This window comes from Variovorax sp. P4_D9 (assembly GCF_056401695.1).
Map to the genome: position 1 here is coordinate 1 of NZ_JBFUIU010001006.1, position 2,846 is coordinate 2,846.

Sequence of the window (2,846 nt, forward strand, 5' to 3'; positions counted from 1 at the left end):
GCCCTTCTCATAGTCGGTTTGCACGACATCCGTCTGCGTGCCGGTCGTGCGCGCCGGCAGAGCGACGTTGGCGCTCATGTCCTTCTTGCCGCTCGCCATGAAGACGAGGCCGACGACGGCCACGAGAGCAACGCCGAATGCGCCCGCCACCAACTTGATGACACGCTTGGCGCCCGGGTCCAGGCGCGGGCCCTTGCGCGCCTCGGTCGGATCGCCACGATCTCGTGGCTTTCCGCGCCTTCGAACTCGAGTTCGCCGTGGTCGTGTTGCTGCTGTTCGTTGCTCATGTGCGCTGTCGCTGTCAATTGATGGACCCTTGAAGCCGCGCGTTCGACAACATGGCCCCCGAAACTGAGGTCGCGTTCGAGCCGGCCGGCTCGACGCTGATGCCGCCGAGCGCCACATTGCGCAGCTCGCCGCCTTGAGAGACCACGACCACCGGGGTAATCGGGAGCTGGTAGACGAAGACACCATCCGACGATCCCTGGCGGCGCATCCATGCAGGCGAGAGGATCTGGGCGGACGTGCGAACGGCCATGCTCGTGGGGGTGATCTGCCACGCCATGATCTCGTCGGTGCCGCTGCCGGCAACGGTAAGCCGACGGGCCTCGCGCGGCGGCGTGCGATACAGGTAAGCCATCAGCTCATCAGCCATGTGCGTCGGCGCCGGTGCGGCGCTCGCCATGGCCGTGGGCGGGACGCCGCCCACGAACCTGGGAACGACCAGGTCCAGGTTGTAATCCGTGGAGTCCTGCGCCGGCATCACGGTCACGGTCACCGGACGCGCGATGTCCTTCAGCTTGAAAGCGATGTTGCCGATCTGGGGCTGCTTCATGCCGACCGAGAAGGCGTGTTCGGCCATCTGGGACACCGCATAGCCGGCATCATTGAAGTTGTCGGCCGCTTCGACCGGCCACGGACGGCCGGCAGCATCCACGAACATGATCGTCGCGCCCTGGCGCGGCGCGAGGCGCAGCACCGGCGGCGTGCCGCCTGGCGAAAGATCGACGGTCGTCTGGGTGCTCGTGGGGCGTGCCGGCGGGCGACCAGTGATGTTCTCGGTGAACGCATCCTTACGCTCATCGATCTGCTTGCGCAGGTTCACGATCTCTTTCGGCGTCAGAGGCGCGATCTTGTCCAGCACCGCCTGCGTCGTCGCCACATAGGGCGTCGGCATGGCGGCGGCACTGGCCTGCGCGGGCTGAGTGGCCGGAGAAGGCAGAGCACCCGCAGGAGCGCCCCCAAAAGGAGACGGGCCGTTCTGAGGCTGAACGCCAGCGGGCGCACCTTGCTGCTGCTGATTCATCACCGGGCCGGCCGCAGCCGCCGGATTCGAGACGCGAGAAACTCCCTGGGCGTGCACCGCACTCACCGCCGCGCAGCCGACCAGCGCCATCAGAGCGGCGGCGGCTGCAGGCCGGACTCGAAGGCGGAAGGCCGTTCGCGTCTTCGCCCGCGCTACGGAATCATATTTTTCGTTCATATTAGTACATTGCTGCAAACTATTACTTTGACTGCTCGCAGCATCAAACTGGCGTGGCGAGAATTAGACGAACGGGATGCCCGTGTGCGCAGCGATCTCCAGACGCATCGCGAACTTGCCGTAGATGAGTGCGTTGGCGAACGGCGTGGGCGCGGTTGCCCAGAGCTCGGCCAGTTCCGCACGGGTGGCGAGCGAATCGGAAAGCACCTCGTTGTAGGTTGCATACCATTCGGGATGGTTCGCCTCCAGGGCATCCATCTGGCCGCTTGCAACGGACATGCCGATCGACTCGTGATCGACGTTGTGCTGGGATTCGTTCGCGCTCATGTTGCTTCTCGCCTTATTGCTTTTGATTGGATAGAGGGTTGATGGGGATTGCTGCCCGCGGGGCTAGCTCCTGGACGAATCCGGGACCAGCTGCAGGCTGTCGATCGCGATGCCGCGTGGGTTCTGATCCAGACCCACACGACGCACAACCACCTGCAGCAGGAAAGGCCGCGGCATATCGCTCACCTTCGTCCCGCGACGAAAGAGAGAGATCGGCGCCTGGACGCGCCATGCGAATGCGCCGTTGAATTCGCCTCGCTTGGCGATCACGGGCGTGTCCGCCAGGCTCACAGACATCGTCAGCTCACGGTCAACGATGTCCTTCACCCAGGGTGCAAGCGCCTCTTCGACGGCATCGCCACCCTTCTCGGTGAAGCAGGTCTTCGAGCCCTGGAGCGTGGTGCGCCAGTGCAGGAAGTCGTGGCTAAACACCGCACGGGCACATTCGTCCACATAGCCCAGCACGCGCGCATCGCTCACATAGGGCTTGTCCAGCGGGACGACCGGAATCAGGCGTCCGTCGGGTGTCGCGGCAATCACCTCGCGGTGGGTGCGCGTGACGAAGACCATCGCGATGATCAAGGCGATCGCGAGCGCAATCACCGAGATTCCCAGCCATACCACCAGGCGCGTCAGCTTGCTGACCTGGGCCGCTGCGCTTCCGCCTGCGCGGGCAGGCGCTCCGGTAGCGGCCGCCGCCTTCGTGGCCACAGCCTTCTTCAATGTTGCTGCGCTCATTCGTTCGCCCTTCTGCGGGTCGTTGTGTTGGGTGCTGCCGCCTTCGCGGCGGGGGTCGGGTTTGGTGCCGCGGCGCCTGCGGCCACGGCAGCTTCAGGACGAACCTGGGCGGCCGGCGTGTTCGCTGCGAGAAGTGCTCTCCGCGCTTGCTCGTTTTTCTCGTCGAGCTGGTTCAATGGAACCAGGGTTCCGCCCGGCGTCACGGCGACAACCTCGTAGTCCAGCTGTACTGTCCAGATCACGGCGCCCAAAAGGGCAATCGACATGGCCGCAACCACGATCCCGATCCACTCGGCAA

The 2,846-nt window shown here is 64.9% G+C and carries 4 protein-coding genes; all 4 read right to left on the minus strand.

What is annotated here, in order from left to right; translation table 11 throughout:
* Window positions 1-301: 301 nt before the first annotated feature.
* The gene (locus AC1DY5_RS49940) at window positions 302-1,396 is read right to left on the minus strand and encodes a DotH/IcmK family type IV secretion protein (RefSeq protein WP_478121726.1); all 1,095 of its coding nucleotides are present in this window, start codon (window positions 1,394-1,396) and stop codon (window positions 302-304) included.
* A gap of 150 nt (window positions 1,397-1,546) precedes the next feature.
* On the minus strand, window positions 1,547-1,810 hold the full coding sequence (locus AC1DY5_RS49945; protein ID WP_478121727.1) for a hypothetical protein: 264 nt from the start codon (window positions 1,808-1,810) through the stop codon (window positions 1,547-1,549).
* Window positions 1,811-1,873: 63 nt separating this feature from the next.
* Window positions 1,874-2,413, minus strand: coding sequence for a DotI/IcmL family type IV secretion protein (locus AC1DY5_RS49950; RefSeq protein ID WP_478121728.1), 540 nt, complete (start codon window positions 2,411-2,413; stop codon window positions 1,874-1,876).
* 131 nt (window positions 2,414-2,544) lie between these two features.
* A partial coding sequence (locus tag AC1DY5_RS49955) for a hypothetical protein (protein WP_478121729.1) occupies window positions 2,545-2,846 on the minus strand: 302 nt, incomplete at its 5' end.